14 protein-coding genes and 2 pseudogenes are annotated in these 18,051 nt (G+C 40.3%); 12 read left to right on the top strand and 4 right to left on the bottom strand.

Annotated features, from left to right (window positions below; all coding sequences use genetic code 11):
- Positions 1–174: 174 nt before the first annotated feature.
- Positions 175–1,335 carry a metallophosphoesterase gene (locus BN1356_RS01520; protein WP_093649672.1) on the top strand — a complete coding sequence of 387 codons (1,161 nt, stop codon included), beginning with the start codon at positions 175–177 and terminating at the stop codon, positions 1,333–1,335.
- 183 nt (positions 1,336–1,518) lie between these two features.
- Positions 1,519–3,000: an IMP dehydrogenase gene (gene guaB / locus BN1356_RS01515; RefSeq protein ID WP_093649671.1), complete on the top strand. Its 1,482-nt coding sequence runs from the start codon at positions 1,519–1,521 to the stop codon at positions 2,998–3,000.
- A gap of 171 nt (positions 3,001–3,171) precedes the next feature.
- Here guaB and recF read toward each other — a convergent pair whose 3' ends face one another.
- Both recF and BN1356_RS01505 read right to left on the bottom strand, forming a co-directional pair.
- A complete protein-coding gene (gene recF / locus BN1356_RS01510; RefSeq protein ID WP_093649670.1) occupies positions 3,172–4,275 on the bottom strand; it encodes a DNA replication/repair protein RecF in 1,104 nt (367 codons plus the stop codon).
- 1 nt (position 4,276) lies between these two features.
- Positions 4,277–4,666, bottom strand: a complete 390-nt coding sequence (locus BN1356_RS01505; protein ID WP_093649669.1) for an RNA-binding S4 domain-containing protein — start codon at positions 4,664–4,666, stop codon at positions 4,277–4,279.
- 74 nt (positions 4,667–4,740) lie between these two features.
- Here BN1356_RS01505 and yfmF point away from each other — a divergent pair, with 74 nt between their 5' ends.
- The 8 genes from yfmF to apf all read left to right on the top strand — a co-directional run bounded on the left by yfmF (position 4,741) and on the right by apf (position 11,989).
- Entirely contained in the window at positions 4,741–5,991 is a 1,251-nt protein-coding gene (gene yfmF, locus BN1356_RS01500) for an EF-P 5-aminopentanol modification-associated protein YfmF (RefSeq protein WP_093649668.1), read from the top strand.
- The gene (gene yfmH / locus BN1356_RS01495) at positions 5,988–7,280 is read left to right on the top strand and encodes an EF-P 5-aminopentanol modification-associated protein YfmH (protein WP_093649667.1); all 1,293 of its coding nucleotides are present in this window, start codon (positions 5,988–5,990) and stop codon (positions 7,278–7,280) included. The genes yfmF and yfmH overlap by 4 nt, the downstream gene beginning before the upstream one ends.
- A gap of 78 nt (positions 7,281–7,358) precedes the next feature.
- Positions 7,359–8,198, top strand: coding sequence for a cytoskeleton protein RodZ (gene rodZ / locus BN1356_RS01490; protein ID WP_093649666.1), 840 nt, complete (start codon positions 7,359–7,361; stop codon positions 8,196–8,198).
- Positions 8,199–8,207: 9 nt separating this feature from the next.
- Complete coding sequence (gene pgsA, locus BN1356_RS01485) at positions 8,208–8,747, top strand: CDP-diacylglycerol--glycerol-3-phosphate 3-phosphatidyltransferase (protein WP_093649665.1); 540 nt, start codon at positions 8,208–8,210, stop codon at positions 8,745–8,747.
- Positions 8,748–9,584 carry an energy-coupling factor ABC transporter ATP-binding protein gene (locus tag BN1356_RS01480; protein WP_093649664.1) on the top strand — a complete coding sequence of 279 codons (837 nt, stop codon included), beginning with the start codon at positions 8,748–8,750 and terminating at the stop codon, positions 9,582–9,584.
- Positions 9,560–10,402 carry an energy-coupling factor transporter ATPase gene (locus tag BN1356_RS01475; RefSeq protein WP_093649663.1) on the top strand — a complete coding sequence of 281 codons (843 nt, stop codon included), beginning with the start codon at positions 9,560–9,562 and terminating at the stop codon, positions 10,400–10,402. Before BN1356_RS01480 ends, BN1356_RS01475 begins: the two co-directional genes overlap by 25 nt.
- Entirely contained in the window at positions 10,395–11,201 is an 807-nt protein-coding gene (locus tag BN1356_RS01470) for an energy-coupling factor transporter transmembrane component T family protein (protein ID WP_093649662.1), read from the top strand. The genes BN1356_RS01475 and BN1356_RS01470 overlap by 8 nt, the downstream gene beginning before the upstream one ends.
- A 125-nt stretch (positions 11,202–11,326) precedes the next feature.
- Complete coding sequence (gene apf / locus BN1356_RS01465; protein ID WP_093649661.1) at positions 11,327–11,989, top strand: aggregation-promoting factor; 663 nt, start codon at positions 11,327–11,329, stop codon at positions 11,987–11,989.
- A 53-nt stretch (positions 11,990–12,042) separates the two neighbouring features.
- Here apf and BN1356_RS01460 read toward each other — a convergent pair.
- Positions 12,043–12,315: pseudogene (locus BN1356_RS01460) on the bottom strand (FAD-binding protein); the annotation flags it as partial.
- 62 nt (positions 12,316–12,377) lie between these two features.
- Between BN1356_RS01460 and BN1356_RS13035 the strand changes: the two are divergent.
- Both BN1356_RS13035 and BN1356_RS12780 read left to right on the top strand, forming a co-directional pair.
- The gene (locus BN1356_RS13035) at positions 12,378–12,614 is read left to right on the top strand and encodes a phage distal tail protein (protein ID WP_245620275.1); all 237 of its coding nucleotides are present in this window, start codon (positions 12,378–12,380) and stop codon (positions 12,612–12,614) included.
- Complete coding sequence (locus BN1356_RS12780; protein ID WP_245620274.1) at positions 12,611–15,895, top strand: phage tail spike protein; 3,285 nt, start codon at positions 12,611–12,613, stop codon at positions 15,893–15,895. The genes BN1356_RS13035 and BN1356_RS12780 overlap by 4 nt, the downstream gene beginning before the upstream one ends.
- Positions 15,896–15,904: 9 nt before the next feature.
- Here the strand turns inward: BN1356_RS12780 and BN1356_RS01445 are convergent.
- Positions 15,905–18,049: pseudogene (locus BN1356_RS01445) on the bottom strand (FAD-dependent oxidoreductase); the annotation flags it as partial.
- Positions 18,050–18,051 lie beyond the last annotated feature (2 nt).

Here is an 18,051-nt window from a genome sequence, read left to right as displayed (position 1 = left end):
AGGATAGGCAACTATCCTTTTTGTGAGGGTGTGAAGAAAAAAATAGGTTTAGGATTTATCTTTTTATTACTTGGATGCTTGTTATTATCTTGGGAATATTGGAGTGTTAGCTCATCTAAGGGAAATTTAGAATCATCTTTTGTCAGGTATTCCAGTAGAGAGAAACCCGTTAAAATGATAGTGGCAACTGATTTACACTATCTGTCAAGTAAATTGACAGATAAAGGAAATTTCTTTACAGACCTGTTTAATAATGCAGATGGTAAAAACATGCAGTATATTGAAGAAATAACAGAGGCTTTCGTAGAAAATGTTATAGCAGAAAAACCAGAAATCTTGGTGATTAGTGGTGATTTAACATTTAATGGTGAAAAAGATAGCCATCTAGAATTGGAAAGAAAGTTACATCGAATCCAGAATAATGGGACTCAAGTCTTAGTTATCCCCGGTAACCACGACATAGATCGATCTAGTGCAGCGGGATTTTATGGAGATCACTATGAACTAGTTGATTCGATTACAAAGGAAGAATTTCTTGAAATTTACAAGAAACATGGTTTACAAAACAATTTACAGAAAGATGACACATCCTTGTCGTATATTTACAAGTTTAGAAGTGATTTTTGGCTCTTGATGTTGGACTCAAATAGTGATAAGGCCAATCAGATTTCTGACAAAACGCTGGCTTGGGTAGAAAGAACTCTCCAAGAAGCTAGGGAAAAAAATGTTCAAGTTCTAGCGGTTAGTCATCAGAATATTCTATCTCACAATCCTCACTTTAGAGAGGGATTTGTCATAGACAAGGCTAGTGAACTTGAAGTTCTGTATAGAAAGTATGGGGTTCTGGCAAATGTAAGTGGCCATATTCATATTCAGCATATGGTAACGGAGACTTTACCGGAGATTCTGACTTCATCCTTAGCTGTTTCACCTCATCACTATGGAGTGATTGATTTTGATGGAAAAAACTTCAACTATCAAGCTAGCATTTTGACTATTGATGATTGGGCTCGTCGTCATCAGTCTATGGATACCAACTTATTGCAGTTTCAAAAATCTTCTCGACAATTTATGGAGGTTGTAGCTTGGAGAAAAGCAGAGTCAGAATTACTTGACACGAAGTTGACAGATAGCGAAAAAACCTTATTACTAGAAACTTTTACTAAATTAAATGCCGATTATTTTGCTGGAAAATCTGTTAACGAGGCAGATTATGAAGCTGGATTAGAACTTTGGCGAAAAAAAGGGAGTGGTGTTTATTTAGATTATCTGGATACCATTTTGAAATCTACTAAGAAAAGTTATAATAAATTGAACCTAATGATTGATGAATAAGATAGGAATCCAAAAACAAATATAAAAGATGTTCTTCTGTAGAAACAATCGTGTTTATAAATAGAATGTGAGTGCAAATGCTATTCAGAACCGGTTCGTTCGGTTTATCTGTCATTTCGGTTGACAAATGATGTGAAAATGTTATGATAGATTATCACTATTATATAGAAAAGAGGATGATTCATGTCAAATTGGGACACTAAATTTTTGAAAAAAGGCTTTACTTTTGATGATGTCTTGCTTATTCCTGCAGAAAGCCATGTTTTGCCAAACGATGTAAGTTTACAAACAAAGTTGGCCAAGAATTTGACATTGAATATTCCTATTATTACAGCAGCTATGGATACCGTAACAGATAGCAAAATGGCTATTGCGATTGCCCGTGCTGGTGGTCTAGGTGTTGTTCACAAAAATATGTCGGTTGCTGAGCAGGCTAAAGAAGTTCGCAAAGTGAAGCGTTCAGAAAATGGTGTGATTATCGATCCATTTTTCCTAACTCCCAATCATAAGGTACATGAAGCTGAAGAGCTGATGCAAGGCTATCGTATCTCAGGTGTACCTATTGTAGAAACCCTTGAAAATCGGAAATTAGTTGGTATTATTACTAATCGCGATATGCGTTTTATTTCAGATTATGATGCCCCAATCTCAGAACATATGACCAGTGATGCCTTGGTGACCGCTCCTGTTGGAACAGACCTTGAGACGGCTGAACGTATCCTCCATGAGCATCGTATCGAAAAACTACCTTTGGTGGATGAGAATGGGCGTTTGTCTGGTCTTATTACAATCAAGGATATTGAAAAAGTCATTGAATTTCCAAATGCAGCGAAGGATGAATTTGGACGTCTGTTGGTGGCTGGTGCTGTAGGGGTGACTTCGGATACCTTTGAACGTGCAGAGGCTCTCTTTGAAGCAGGTGCAGATGCGATTGTCATTGATACTGCTCATGGTCATTCAGCAGGAGTTCTTCGTAAAATCGCTGAAATTCGCGCTCATTTCCCAGACCGTACCTTGATTGCAGGGAATATTGCAACAGCTGAAGGTGCGCGTGCTCTTTACGATGCAGGTGTAGATGTGGTCAAAGTGGGTATCGGTCCAGGATCTATCTGTACCACTCGTGTTATTGCAGGTGTAGGTGTGCCACAGGTGACAGCTATTTATGATGCCGCTGCAGTTGCGCGTGAGTATGGCAAAACCATCATTGCAGATGGTGGTATCAAGTATTCGGGTGACATCGTTAAAGCCTTAGCGGCCGGTGGAAATGCTGTCATGCTCGGTTCTATGTTTGCTGGTACGGATGAAGCACCTGGTGAGACGGAAATCTTCCAAGGACGTAAATTTAAAACTTACCGTGGAATGGGTTCTATTGCAGCCATGAAGAAAGGATCTAGCGATCGTTACTTCCAAGGATCTGTCAATGAAGCGAATAAGTTGGTTCCAGAAGGTATCGAAGGCCGTGTTGCTTACAAAGGTGCCGCAGCTGACATCGTTTTCCAAATGTTGGGTGGTATCCGCTCCGGAATGGGTTATGTTGGAGCAGCTAATCTGCAAGAACTACATGACAATGCCCAATTTATTGAAATGTCAGGTGCTGGTCTGAAAGAAAGTCATCCACATGATGTTCAAATCACTAATGAAGCACCAAACTATTCCGTTCAATAAAAGAGGCTGGGAAAAAACTCAAAATTTAGACTTTCTATTAAAATTATAATAACCAAAAATGGCTTAGAATTAACGTTTCTGACGACGTTATTCTAAGCCATTTTCTATTTTTTAGCCTTTTTAGCCCAGCTTCTTTTAAAAAACTATCTTTACAGTTGGTTTACAAAATTATCAATCAGTGTTAAATTGCTCACAGATACGTCCATTTGAAACATGAAAGATTTTTAACTCTTCTGGTAAGGTGTGGAGATGTTCTAGAGAAGTAGTCGTGATAAAGGTCTGTATTTTCTCAGAAATGGTTTCAAGTAGTTTCATTTGGCGGTCGTTGTCCAGTTCACTCATGACATCATCCAATAAAAGGATAGGGTATTCACGGGTGACTTCTTTCATCAGTTCAATTTCAGCTAATTTGAGCGATAGGACGAGGCTACGATGTTGGCCTTGGCTACCATAGTGGGCATTCATTCCATTGATAAAGAAAGAGATATCATCTCTATGAGGACCCACACCTGTATTTTTTTTGAAGAGGTCGCGTTTACGGCATTTTTCCAACTCTGTCAAAAAACTGTCAACTAATGTCACATCTTCTGTAAACTTAATGGTGGAATCATAGGTGAAGGCTAATTCTTCTTTTTGATGAGAAATATCCAAATGTTTTTCCTTAGCAAAAACTTCTAACTTCTTTAGAAAGTCTATCCGATGCTGAATAACCTTACTTCCATAGTCAGCTAATTGTTGGTCAAGGACAGACAGGTAGGTGATATCTACTCGTTCACTATTCTTCAGATAAGCATTTCTTTGTTTGAGGATGTGGTTGTAATGGGATAAGTCAGAAAGATAGATAGGTTTAATTTGCCCAAGTTCAACATCTATAAACTTCCTACGAAGAGCAGGTCCACCCTTTACAAGTTGTAAATCTTCTGGAGCAAAGAGAATAACATTTATATGTCCAATGTAGTCAGATAAACGGGATTGTTTCAGATGGTTAATTTTTGTAATGCGTCCACTATCTGTCAACTCAATGTCAAGTGGCAGTTTACCAGTGCTACGATGGAGAAGACCGCTAATATTTAAATTCTTTTCTTGAAATTGCAAGAGATCTTTATCTGTTCTTGTTCGATGACTTCTTGTCAAAGCAAGAAAGTAGATACTCTCAAGCATGTTGGTTTTTCCTTGGGCATTTTGTCCTAGAAAAACATTCAACCCTTTATGAAATGTCAAATCTGCTTGTTTGTAGTTGCGAAAATGATTGATTTGGAGGGATTCAAGCCACATATTAGGTACCTGGGAAACGGACAGGCCCTCTAGCAGGAGTGTCTTTCTTTTGTTTTTTGGTCTTGCCTACAGCTATACTCTTTTCTTGCTTGTTTTTTTTGTTCATTTCTTTCACCATTTTCGTCACCCGTTCTTTCTCAGCAAGATCCTCTTGGTGTTGCTTGATTTCTTGGGGACTAGGAGCAAGGACGTTAATCACCAGACCTTGATTTGGCAATTCTACAGTATCTCCAATACGAATTTTTTTACCACGTCGTTCTTCTTTTTCTCCATTAAAGAGCAGTAGATTGTCCGATAAAAATCCCTTGATAGCACCACCAGATGGAAGAATACCGGTTGTTTTTAACAAAGATTGTAGGGTGATGAATTCATCAAATAGTTTGTAGTCCATAATTTACCTCGTTTCCAGATAATTATAACATAAAATGGTATAATGGAGATTACAATGTTTGAACGAGGTTAATCATGAAGTTACAAGAAGGTGTTCATCTTCATTTTATTCCAACAGAGAAATTTACTACAAATTCTATTAAAATCCGATTTGCTGCTCCTATGAAGAAAGATACGGTTGCTGGACGAGTGTTGGTTGCTAATATTTTAGAAATAGCCAATGCTGACTATCCTACGAGTCTAGCTTTTCGTCGTCGTTTAGCTGAACTTTATGGTGCAAGGTTTTCATCCAGTATTTCTCGTAGAGGTCAGGTTCACTTTATTGATTTGACTATTTCTTTCATTCGAGAAGAACATTTGCTAGACGAAGATTCGCTGACAGAGAAAATCTTAACTTTTCTGAAGGCAATTTTGTTCAAGCCTTTGGCTCAGAAAAATGCTTTTGACCAACATGTTTTTGACATTGAAAAAAAGAATCTTATTTCTTACTTGGAATCTGAAATTGAAGACAATTTTTATCATGCTGATAAAGAGTTGAATAGCCTATTTTATCAAGATTCAAATATGAAAATTCCTCGAGTTGCTACGAAAGAGTTAGTTGAAAAAGAAACAGCAAGTACGGTCTACAAGGCTTATAAAGACATGTTGAGTCTAGACAAGATTGATATTTTTGTAGCAGGTCAAGTAGACCAGAATATGGTTGTCGATTTTTTTAAAGTTTGTCCTCTAACTTTTCGCAATCCAAAACTTGTCTTAGAGTATCAGCAAGATTTTTCTATTATCACCAAAGAAAAAGTAGAGCGAAAAGAAGCTAAACAGTCTGTGTTAGAAATGGCCTACCATTTACAAGTTCTTTACAATGATGTAAATTACCCAGCCTTACTTGTTTTCAATAGTCTTTTTGGCAGTTCTGCCCATTCTAAACTCTTTGTTAACCTACGAGAAAAAGAAGGTCTAGCCTATACTATTGGGAGTTCGATCCATATTTTTTCGGGAATGTTGAGGATTTATGCGGGTATTGATAAGAACCAACGCTTGAAAACCCTGCAATTAATTCGACAACAGTGGTCTGATATGAGAAGTGGCTACTTTACAGATGAAGATTTAGAACTCAGTAAAAAAATGTTAATGAATGCAGCGACCCTTGCTCAGGATAGAATGTCTACTCTGATAGAGCAAACCTATAATCATTCTATTTATGGGGAAGATGATCTTTCTTATGACAAGTGGATAAAATCTGTAAAGTTAGTGTCAAGAGAAGAGGTCATGTCTGTTGCTAAATTGATGAAATTACAGGCAATTTATTTTATGGAAGGAACAGGATGAAGCTCGAAGGATTAGAGGAAAAGAAGTACTCCTATTTACAAGAACCACTGTATAAGGGAAGATTAACCAATGGCTTGACAGTGTATTTACTTCCCAAACAAGATTACCACGAAACCTATGGGATGCTAACGGTTGAATTTGGTTCACTTAATACAATCTTTAAGACTGAAAGTCAAGGGAATTTTGTTACTTATCCAGCAGGTATTGCTCATTTCTTAGAACACAAGCTTTTTGAAACAGGGGAAGGCAAAGATATTTTGCAGGAATTTGCAAAACTTGGGGCCAATGCCAACGCCTTTACTAGCTTTTCTCAAACTAGTTACTTGATGTCCACTTCTGAAGCTGTCTTACCAGCTTTAACTCTTTTACAATCTTTTGTTCGAGAGGCTGCTTTTACAGAGGAATCTGTTGAGAAAGAAAAAGAGATTATTGCTCAGGAAATTGAGATGTATCTTGATGAACCGGATGCTAGACTCTATACTGAAGTATTGGCCAGTCTTTATCCAGGAAGTCCCCTTGAGGATGATATTGCTGGGAGTGTAGAATCGATCGGGCATATTACAGCCCAGTTACTCCAAGAGAATTTTAAAGCATTTTACCAGACGAAAAATATGACCTTATTTCTAGTTGGGAACTTTCCTTTAGCTGAGACTTGGAGAGTAATTCAAGACTATCAACAGTCTCAAATGGATCAGTCCAGCAGTGTTGAACGAAAAAAAATAATCCATCAACGAGTTTTGGAGAAAAGAAGTATTCAGATGGAAGTGGCCTGTCCAAAATTGGCTATTGGTGTTCGTGGGAATCAGGAACTTGCAGAAGAATCTATCTACCGTTACCGACTTTCTTTATCTCTTCTTTTCGCTATGCTCTTTGGTTGGACCTCAAAACGTCATCAGTCACTCTATGAGAATGGAAAAATTGATAGCTCCTTTTCTTTTCATTTAGAAATTCAGTCTGATTACCAATTTTTTGTCATGACTTTGGATAGCAAGGAACCGATTGCCTTATCTAAGCATTTACGTAAGGCACTTACGAAATTTGAAAGAGATGAGGATTTATCTGAAAGTCATTTGGAACTGGTTAAAAAAGAAAGTTATGGAGATTTTATCCACAGTCTCAATTCTTTGGAGTATACAGCTAGTCATTTTATGCAGTATTTTTCGGAGACAGAGACGATTTTTGATCTACCAGAAATATTGCAGAAAATCACTTTAGAGGATGTTATCAATGCAGGCCGTACTTTTATTTCAAACTGTGATATGACAGATTTTATTATTTTCCCAAAATAATGGCTACTTATCATCGAAAAATCCCTATTTTTTTGTTACAATACTGTATTGAATATTAAATGTAAGAGAGAGGCAACAATGAGGCAAAAAAGTATTGGAGAGGTTCTAAGAGATGCACGTGAAAGTCGTGGTTGGACTTTTGCAGATATCCAACGCATGACTAAGATTCAAGCAAGATTGGTGCAGGCTTTAGAATACAATGATTTTGAGATGATTCCCGATAGAGACTACACGAGAACATTTTTGCAACGTTATGCTGAAGTTTTAGATTTAGATGCAGCGGTCATTTTAGATGCTTTTGATTCCAATAGCTTGATTGCCTATTATGATGCAGGTGAGGAACTAGGTTCAGGAATTGAAAGTCGTCGGAATAATAAGAAGAAAAAGTCAATCAAGTCTTATTTGCCCTTGATTTATCTCTTACTTGCTGCTATTTTTATTTTGATTTTTATTGCCTATATTGTTTCTCAGCGGATTCAAAACCAAGCTATTACCCCACCATCAACCTCTTATTCAGTTGTATCGCAGACAAGTGAAAGTCAAGCAACGACAGAGGCAGTTGATAGTTCTGCTCCAACTCCAACGACAGAAGAAGAGGAAGCTGTCACCAAATTAAATGTGTCAGGTGATGCTTCCAATCTAACTGTGACGGTTGCCCATGCTAAAAAACCTGTGGAAGTTGAACTTAAGGTATCAACAGTAACTAGCTGGATCAGTTTGACAGATACAGATATTGCAAACGGCCTTGTCCTATCCCCTGATAATCCACATGTCAAGATTACTTTACCGGAGGGTGTGACCAGTCCGACTCTGACTTTAGGGGTTGTGCAAGGAGTAGAAGTGATGATTGCTGGTCAAAGATTGGATACATCAAAATTGACAGAACAAACTGCTTACATTCACCTGATTATCGAATAAAGGAAACTTATGAAAAAAGAAAATATCCCCAATGCCTTAACAGTAGGACGTATCTTGGTTATCCCAGTCTTTATCTTATTGCTGACCCTTTGGCAAAATCCAATTAGTCATATCTTGTCAGCTATTCTTTTTGCCTTTGCTAGCTTTACAGATTATTTAGATGGCTATTTAGCCCGCAAATGGAAGGTTGTGACAAACTTTGGGAAATTTGCTGATCCCATGGCGGATAAAATATTGGTTATGACCGCCTTTATCATGCTAGTGGAATTGCGGATGGCTCCTGCTTGGGTGGTTGCTCTTATTATCTGTCGTGAGTTGGCAGTAACCGGACTTCGTTTGCTATTGGTTGAAAATGGTGGAACAGTCTTGGCTGCTGCTATGCCAGGAAAGATCAAGACCTTCTCTCAAATGTTTGCTATCATTTTCTTGTTAATGCACTGGAATTTGCTTGGTCAAATCACGCTTTATATTGCACTCTTCTTTACCCTGTACTCGGGATATGATTATTTCAAGGGTGCATCTTTCCTATTCAAAGATACCTTTAAGTAAATGAATAATATTATTGAAGTAAAAAATTTAAAATATAAGTATGACCAAAGTGATGAAAAATACACTCTCAACGGTGTTTCGTTTCACGTGAAACAAGGGGAATGGTTGTCCATCATTGGTCACAATGGTTCAGGAAAATCAACTACTGTTCGCTTGATTGATGGTTTGTTAGAAGCTGAATCAGGTGATATTGTTATCTGTGGAGACAAACTGACTGTTGACAATGTCTGGGAAAAACGTCGTCAAATTGGCATGGTTTTCCAAAATCCAGATAACCAATTTGTGGGTGCTACCGTTGAAGATGATGTGGCTTTTGGACTTGAAAACCAAGGTCTCCCTTTGGAAGAAATGCAAGAAAGGGTCAGCCAGGCTTTGGATTTGGTGGGTATGTCTGACTTTAAAAAAAGAGAACCTGCCAGACTATCAGGTGGTCAGAAACAGCGCGTAGCGATTGCTGGAGTTGTTGCCTTACGTCCAAATATCATCATTTTAGATGAAGCCACTAGCATGTTGGATCCTGAAGGCCGCCTAGATTTGATTCAGACAGTCAAGGAAATCAAAGACCGTTACAATATGACTGTTATCTCTATCACCCATGATTTGGATGAGGTAGCACTTAGTGACCGAGTCATCGTTATGCGAGATGGTCAAGTAGAATCAATTAGCCAGCCCCATCAACTTTTTATACGAAAAGATTTGTTGGATTTGGATTTGGATCGACCTTTTACTGCCGAATTGGTGGATCAACTGCGTCAGAATGGTCTGGATTTGCCAGATCGTTACTTTACAGAAGAGGAATTAGAAGAATCATTATGGGCATTACTCTCCAACAAGTAAGTTATACCTATCAAGCCAACACGCCTTTTGAGGGGCGTGCTCTTTTTGGTGTAGATTTGGAAATAGAAGAGGGTTCCTATACGGCCTTGATTGGGCATACAGGCTCAGGTAAATCGACTATCTTGCAATTGCTTAATGGCCTCAATATTCCAACTTCCGGCAGTGTTTTGATTGATGAGACACTCATTACTCCAACATCTGTTAATAAGGATATCAAGCAAGTTCGCAAGAAGGTTGGCTTGGTCTTTCAGTTTCCTGAGAGTCAGGTCTTTGACGAAACGGTTCTTAAAGATGTTGCTTTTGGTCCGCAGAATTTCGGTGTATCAAAGGAGAATGCAGAGGCGACAGCTCGGGAGAAACTGGCTTTGGTTGGTATTGACGAGGAGCTTTTTGAGCGGAGTCCATTTGAGTTGTCTGGTGGGCAAATGCGTCGGGTAGCCATTGCTGGAATTCTGGCTATGGAACCGCATATCTTAGTTTTGGATGAGCCAACTGCTGGATTGGATCCTGCTGGTCGTAAAGAACTGATGGCCATGTTTAAACAATTGCATGAAAATGGTTTGACCATTGTGTTGGTGACTCATCTCATGGATGACGTTGCTGATTTTGCTGATTTTGTTTATGTTTTGGAGAAGGGCAAGGTCGTCCTATCTGGGCAGCCTTCCCTTGTTTTTCAAAATGTTGACTTTATGGAGTCAATTCAATTAGGAGTCCCTAAAATTACTAAATTTGCAGCTGCTTTGGAACGTAGAGGCTTTGTTTTTGAAAATCTACCTATCACCCTAGAAGAATTTACGGAGGTGATTGGACATGGATAGACTGATTTTAGGCCGCTATATTCCAGGAGATTCTATCATTCATAGATTAGATCCTAGAAGTAAGCTTTTGGCTATGATACTCTTTCTTTTTATTATCTTTTGGGCTAATAACCTCATCACTAATGCTATCATCTTTACTTTTGTATTGCTTTTGGTATTTTTATCTGGGATTAAATTTTCGTTTTTTATTAATGGAATTAAACCCATGATTGGCATAATCCTTTTTACAACCCTATTCCAAGTTTTCTTTATGGGTGGTCCAACTATTTTATTCCAATTTTGGTTCATTAAGATGACCATGGAAGGACTTCAACAAGCGGGAATTATCTTTATTCGTTTTGTTTTGATTATTATCTTTTCGACGCTTTTAACTCTGACGACTACGCCACTTAGTTTAGCGGATGGTGTTGAAGCTGGCCTAGCTCCACTAGCTCGATTGAAAGTTCCGGTTCATGAAATTGGTCTCATGCTATCCATGAGTCTGCGTTTTGTACCGACTCTTATGGATGACACAACCCGAATTATGAATGCTCAACGAGCGCGTGGTGTAGATTTTGGAGAGGGCAATATTGTTCAAAAAGTAAAAGCTGTCATTCCGATTTTGATTCCTCTCTTTGCTTCTAGTTTTAAGCGTGCAGATGCCTTAGCAACGGCTATGGAGGCACGCGGTTACCAGGGAGGCGATGGTAGAAGTAAGTATCGTGTTTTGGACTGGAAGGTCATTGATAGCTTAGCTATTTTAACCATGATACTACTAGGTCTTGTGCTCTTCTTTTTAAAAACCACAATATATAGATAAAAAGTGCAAAAATAGCACTTTTTTTGCTGATTTTCAACGAATTTGTAACAATTGTAATCATTTTTAAAAGAAAGAGTAATACAAGTAGGGTATAATGGTAGCTATGGAATGAAAGGATCTATTTTATGACATTCTCAAAAATCAAACATTTTCTTGCTAGTTTTTTGTTACTTGGAAGTATTTTCCTTACTACTGGCAGCATCCAAGCTGAAACTTACACAGTGAAAGCTGGAGATACTCTATCGAACATCGCATCCGTTTTTCAAACAACGGCTGATGAACTTGCTCAACTAAACGATATTGAAAATAAGAACTTGATTATGATTGGCCAGGTTTTGAAAACCAACCAGGTTATGTCTGCTGCTACTGAACAAGTAGTAAATACAGTCACACCAGCTCCAGTGCCAAAGGTAGAAGAAGCTGTTCAAGTAGAACCAGCTGTTCAAGTTGTTCAGACGCCAGAGGTACCGGCTGCTCAAACTCCTGTTCAAACTCCGGCACAAATACCAGCTCCGGTTCAGGCACCAGTTGCAACTAGTGGAAACTACGTTTCAAGCCTTAGCGCTGAGGAAGCGGCAGCCAAAGAAGAAATTGCCCGTCGTGAATCTGGTGGTTCTTACACAGCTCAAAATGGTCAGTATTATGGTCGTTATCAGTTGATGCTTGCCTACTTAAATGGAGATTTATCTCCGGAAAACCAAGAACGTGTTGCTGATGCTTATGTCATCGGTCGTTATGGTTCATGGTTAGGTGCTTTAGCTCATTCAAATGCTAAAGGTTGGTACTAAACCATAAAAAGCTTGAGGAAACTCAAGCTTTTTATCTTGTCTTATAAGAGCAATTAAAAGTGTTCTAGGATGGCTGTTTCTACCGCAATACGACCGAATGTAAAGATATCTGTCAGAGAATTTCCTCCCAGACGGTTACCGGCGTGGAGACCACCTGCTACTTCACCTGCTGCATAGAGTCCAGGGATAATCTGTCCAGCTTCATTGATAACATGGGTATGGGTATCAATCTTGAGACCTCCCATGGTGTGGTGAACGGCAGGTTTGCGTGGAGTTGCGTAGAATGGTGCTTTGACACATCTGAGGTCAAAGCCACCTTTATTGAAACAATGGTCTATTTAATACAAAGCCAAAACTCACCTTAACTTTAACTGGAGGTGGTTCAGAATTGCGGCTTTTACATGTCGAGAGTCAGAAGTACATTAGGTTGAAAGGTGTTTATCAAGCAGGAAACGTCATTGTAATAGACATGGTTACCGGAAAAATCACGCAAAATGGGCGAAACATTCTTAGTGATTTAGATATGGTTAATAGCCGTTATTTCGCTTTTGATTCGGGAGTTAATACCTTAAATTGTAGTATTGGCGCAACCATTACATCAGAGTTCAGGGAGGTTTATTTATGATATATCTTTTTGATAAACTCGAGCGATTAATTGCGACGATCGGTGAAGATGTCTTATTATCTTGGCAATTTAGAGTAAAGAACAACGACTGGGATCAAGCTAGCTTTGAACTACCTGTTGACTATGCCATCGAGCCGTTTATGTACTTCGGTTTTTTCCACAAAGATGCCTTCAAGTTATTCAAGGTCATTGACCAGCAACTCGAAGATAGCCGTTATTTTAAAGGGTTAGATAAAGCGGAAAGTGACCTCCACACCATTGCCGTTATTAAGGATAGGCGTCAATGCTCCTCTTCTGCAGCCGAGAGTTTGGCTGTTATTCTTGAAGGGACAGGTTATCAAGTCGGCTCAGTGAGTGGTCTTAGCGAGTTGAGAACTATCAATTTCTACTATATCAGTCCGAGAGAGGCCTTAGTGAAATTAGTGGAGACCTATGGGTGTGAGTTTTCGGTCAGGTATACTTTTGTCAAGAATAAAATCACTAGTCGTTATATTGACCTAGCGCATCGCTTTGGTCAACCAACAGGTAAGCAATTTGAGCATGGGAACAACTTACTGAAGGTTGTGTATGAGGAGTCGACCGATGATATCGTAACTTGTTTGATTGGTCGAGGAAAAGGTGAACCATCACCTAGCGGGGATGGGTACGGCCGCAGGATTGAGTTTACAGATATTGTATGGTCTCAAGCAAATGGAGACCCTACCGATAAGCCTAGAGGGCAAAACTTTATCGCTCTAGACAAGGCTAAAGAAACCTACGGCCTATCACAAAATGGTGTTCTAAAACACCGATGGGGTGTTTTTGTCAATGAAGATATAGAAGACAAGTCAGCGCTTTTGAAGGCAACGTGGCGAGAGTTACAACGTTTATCAGTTCCTTTGCGAATTTATAAGGCTGATATTTTGAGTTTAGGATTAGATGCTTCTAAAGGTGATACCGTTGCTATCATCTATGATGATGTTGGTATTGCCTTTGAAGCTCGAATTGATGAGATTAGTTACGACAAGTTAAATGAGGACAGTTCAACTGTCATTTTAGGAGATTACAGCTCGGTGCAAAATCGTGAGTCGACATCACGAAGACAAGCCATCGAACGTTACACAGAAGAATTCATCCATAGTAACAATCAGTCTATCCAACAGCTTTATCGTGAACTTGAGGAGCGTATTGTTGCTAGGAATCGTGAACTTGATGACCGATTTCGCTTAGCAGAACTTAATTTTGATAACTTTAAACTTAAGGTGGAAGCCAAAGTAGAAGTCTTCAAATCAGAACTGACCAGTCGCTTGGATAATCAGCTATTACCAGTCGCCAGTGAAGCTAAAGGTCTGGCTTTGAAAGCGCAGGCTGCTTTAGTTCAATCACAGGCAGAACTTCAAGGACTTACCAAAGAACTAACCAATCATAGGCAAACAGCCTTAGCTCAAATCGCTCAAGTTAAAGCACAATCTCTTAGCCAAGGCCAACAACAGGCTGCCTTAACCACACAGGTTGAAAATGCTGTTTCAGGCCTAGCCACTTTTAAGCAGACTGTTCATCAAGAGCTAGCTACTTTTAACCGGCTAACAGAGACTGTCAAGGGTAGGATTGATCAGGTTGAAAGCCAGAGTGAACAAACTGCTGCGGGCTTTAAAACCTCACTGAAAGCCCTTGAGACATACACTGCTTTAGAACCAACCAGAGCCAGTCGTTATTTTGAAGCCAGCAAAACAGAAACGGCAAGGCAGCTCACAGCCTTACGAACAGAAGTTAGTGGGTCTTATGTGGCTAAGTCGACCTATGAGGAGAATGCAAGGGGAGTCGCAAGACGCTTTGAAAGTCTCTCATCTGGTGGTCAGAATTACGCATTAGGGACGGACAAAGATGTCTATGTGACGGTCTCGTCCGACGGTCTTTTTGACCTTTATGACTTTGGTGCCACTTTGGCCGTGAAAGGTGTTTCGGTTGGCGATACGTTGACCCTTGCCTTTAATTATTTCACTACTAATAAAACAGCCTTTGGCTCTTATGAGATTGAACTACACGGTCACAGCGGTAAGATTCAAAGGCTTGGCGAGGTAGAGCGAACGGTCTTAGGCCGTGGCACCTATCAGGTCAGCTTTGTCGCAAACTCTACTAACTATTTAGGTACATCTCTTAAGATACGCTTTACAGCTAGTCAGCTAACCTTTCGTGTGACTAAGCTGCGACTGACAAAAGGCTCTATCGCAGCCGATTGGAGTCCATCTCCAGATGACCTGAAAGCCTACTCGGACCAAAAGCTGACACAATTTCGTTCGCAGTTTGAACAGACTTCTAGCGAGATAAAAGCCAATGTGGAAAGTCTCAGTAACCAGACGCTCAAAAAAGCCGATGTGAGCATCACTTCTGATGGTATTGTCCTCAAGGCTGGTAAGAGTACTAGCGATATGGCAAGAGCTATTGGCTCCTCCTTTGCAGTAACCCCTGATGCTATAAGGATCTTTAGTAATCTTATAAAAGTCAGTGGCGATATGTTGGTTGATGGCTCTATCACAAGCCGAAAGTTAGTGACTGGTGCTGTAGAGACCGGTCATATTAAGGCAGGGGCTATTACAGGATACCTCTTATCCGCAGAAGCTGTGAGCGCTAAGCACGTTAAGGTTGATCAAGCCCTCTTTACTAAGCTCTTTGCCAATGAAGCTTATGTGCGACAGCTCTTTGCCAAAACAGCCTTTATCACACAGGTTCAAGCTGTGGACATCTCAGCGAATCGGGTTAAAGGAGGTCTGTTAGCCGCTATTAATGGGGCTACAAAATTCAATCTCAATACAGGAGCCTTGGATTTCTACACGGACAGCCCGGCGCTTCGTAGGGTCTTATCAGGTTATCCAACGCAATTTATCCGGTTTACAACAGGTACTTCCAATGGTAAGAAGACGGGTGTCACCATTATCGGTTCTAATCGTAATGGAACGGAATCCTCTAATGATGGTGGCTTTGTTGGTGTTCGCTGTTGGAATGGTAATAACATAGACCAGATTGATATCGTTGGTGATGTCGTACGTTTAGCTTCATCTGCCTTTGACAACTCAGACGGCTGGTCTGTAAAGACTTTACCGGGGAAACTAGAGATCGATGCTCATCGCTCTAGTGATCGCCCTAGTTCAAAACTGAACATTGGCGACGTTAACTTGTTCCGAACTGCCACGAACTACACTAGCTTAAAGGACATTCTTCAACAGTTCAATATTAATTTCAAACATTTAGCCAACATCACCGGTCGTGGTGATGTTATTTCGACTTGGGAGACTATCAAATAGGAGAATAACATGGAATTCAGGGTCAAAGCCTGCATCTACATAGGAGTTGTATTTAGTAATGGTATCCACCAAGACAGCTGGTTCAATGTTGATTTGGCTTGCCAATTCTTCCACTGTATCTGCACGGAAAAGGGTTCCAGCTGCTACCTGAGCATCAATTTTATCTTGACTGGTATTGTAAGCAGTTGCCTTGATATTGTCATCAGCAATCAGATAGAAGAGCCCACCGTTGTCAATAGCTGCTTGTGATAGTTTGTCTCGGCTACCATACTCATCAACAAAGCGTTTGCCTTGGGTGTTGACCATAATAAAGTTTGCTGGCGGTACTTGGAGACCAGAGAAGAGGGCACCGGTGACAGGGTCGGATACTGGCATCATTTGGCTGAAGCCCATTCCGACTAAGTCAGCACCGACTGATTGACCAAGGATGATACCGTCACCGGTTACGGCTGGAGTATTAGATGTTGCGATATCATCTGCAATTTCTGACCAGTAAGTGTTGTACTCTTGCAGCATCTTAGTGTTAGCTCCAAAACCACCTGTTGTCAGGATAACAGCTTTGGCATTGACAGTAATGTTTTGTCCATTACGTCCAGTAGCTTTGACACCAGTAATCTGACCGTCTGTGACAATCAATTCTTTTACAGGGCTATCAGTCAGGATAGTGCCACCGTGTTTCAGTACATAGTCCTGAAGGACAGAGATGAAGGCAACTCCCATTGGCACTTTAGGCTTGTGACCACGGCGCCATAGTGCACCAACTGGCATGGTCACTTCATCACGAACAAATTCAACGCCGACATTTTCCAACCAGCGAACGGATTCGAGGGCTCTTTCAGTCAAGACTTTGACTAAGTCATAGTTACCATGGATTTCTTGACCTTTGAGGTCAGTTCGTTTACCACCAATATAGGTTTGGATGCGGTAGAGGAGTTTAGAATCAAAGAGATAAGTTGGGTCTTTGAAGTAGTTTTCCAATTCGATTTTGAGTGAACGAAAATCTTCCAGGAATTCTGGATCAATCGTTGTTTCATCAATATCATGCAATTCCTGCAAGTTGTGGGCTTCACCCGGGTTCGCAGCAAAGGTATTTTGCCATGCTGGGTCTGGTGCGTTCATTGGTCCACCAGCGCGAACGGTATTTCCGCCAACCGCAGGGAATTTTTCCACCACGATGACTTTCTTGTCTTCTTGAAGGGCACGCGCAGCGGCAGCCAATCCGGCACCACCACCACCGACAATTACTAAGTCGGTATCATAAGTCTTGTCTTCTTTATCTAAAGCAGAGGCTGCTTTTGGACGAGAACGAAGAATATCTGGATTTCCACCAGCTAACTTGATAGCACGGGCTACGCCGTCTAGAACACCGTTTGATGTAACGGAAGCACCAGATACTGCATCAACATTGAGGGTTTGACCTTCGATGATTTCTGCAGGAACACGAGTGAAGACAATATCGGCGATACCACCGGTTTCTCCAGAAGAATCAATATCAATCTTTTCGATGCGGTCTTGAGAGAGAGTGACTTGCATTGGTAAATCACCGTTGTGTCCGGCTGTTGTGACGGAGTAGGTTCCAGGTTCAAAGGTCACTTCTTCCGGTTCATTGAGCTGATTAGCTATGTTGGCAAAGCGGATAAAGCGATTGAAGCAAGATTCCAAGAAGTCCACTGTTTTAATGTCTTTTAAATTTCCATTTTCATCAAAAGCATGATGCACTCGTCCTAGAAGGAACTCATTGCCCGGCATAACAGTGGCATTGACACCTGGTGCATCTAAGATTTGACGTAAATGGAGCTGTGCACGTGATGAGCCTTGTACATCATAAGAAGCTCCCACTATCATAGTTGGTTTACCTGCTAGTGGGTGGAGATTGAAGGACAGCCACTCCAGCAAGCTATTGAGGCTAGATGGGATAGTATGGTTGTGCTCAGGAGTAGAAATGATAACCCCATCAGCAGCCAGAATTTTTTCATTAAATTCTTGAAGAACTGGAGTGTTTGATTGATCATTGGTTTCATCAAACATAGGCACATCAACAATTTCAAGAATTTCAATATCAGCTTTACTTGCAAAATGTTTTTGTATGAACTGCAAGAGTTTACGGTTGTATGATTTGGAAGCATTGGTTCCGACGATGGCGATAAATTTCATCA

The sequence above is a fragment of the Streptococcus varani genome (assembly GCF_001375655.1).
Classification (GTDB): Bacteria; Bacillota; Bacilli; order Lactobacillales; family Streptococcaceae; genus Streptococcus; species Streptococcus varani.
Note: the sequence above shows the minus strand (reverse complement) of the source record. Positions and strands in the feature narration are given on the sequence as shown.